Consider the following 339-nt stretch of genomic DNA (forward strand, 5'->3'; position numbering starts at 1 on the left):
GCCCCGTACCTGCCGAACCATCCGCTCCAGGCCGCCGCCGGGCCCAGCACCGGTATCGGCCCGGTCTCCGGCGCGCCGTGGGGCTCGGCGGGAATCCTGCCGATCTCCTGGGCGTATCTGCGGCTGATGGGCGCCGAGGGGCTGCGCCGCGCCACACAGGTGGCCGTGCTCAGCGCCAACTACATCGCCAAGCGACTGGAGCCGCACTACCCGGTGCTCTACACGGGCCCGAACGGCCTCGTCGCGCACGAGTGCATCATCGACGTGCGGCCCCTGACCAAGCAGACCGGCGTGAGCATCGACGACGTCGCCAAGCGCCTCATCGACTACGGCTTCCAC

Annotated in this window: 1 pseudogene; it reads left to right on the forward strand. The window is 71.1% G+C overall.

Going from position 1 to position 339, the window contains the following annotated elements:
• A pseudogene (locus J0695_RS40995) lies at positions 1-339 on the forward strand (glycine dehydrogenase (aminomethyl-transferring)); the annotation flags it as partial.

Origin of the sequence: Streptomyces beijiangensis, from assembly GCF_017315755.1 — a bacterium.
GTDB classification, from domain to species: domain Bacteria; phylum Actinomycetota; class Actinomycetes; order Streptomycetales; family Streptomycetaceae; genus Streptomyces; species Streptomyces beijiangensis.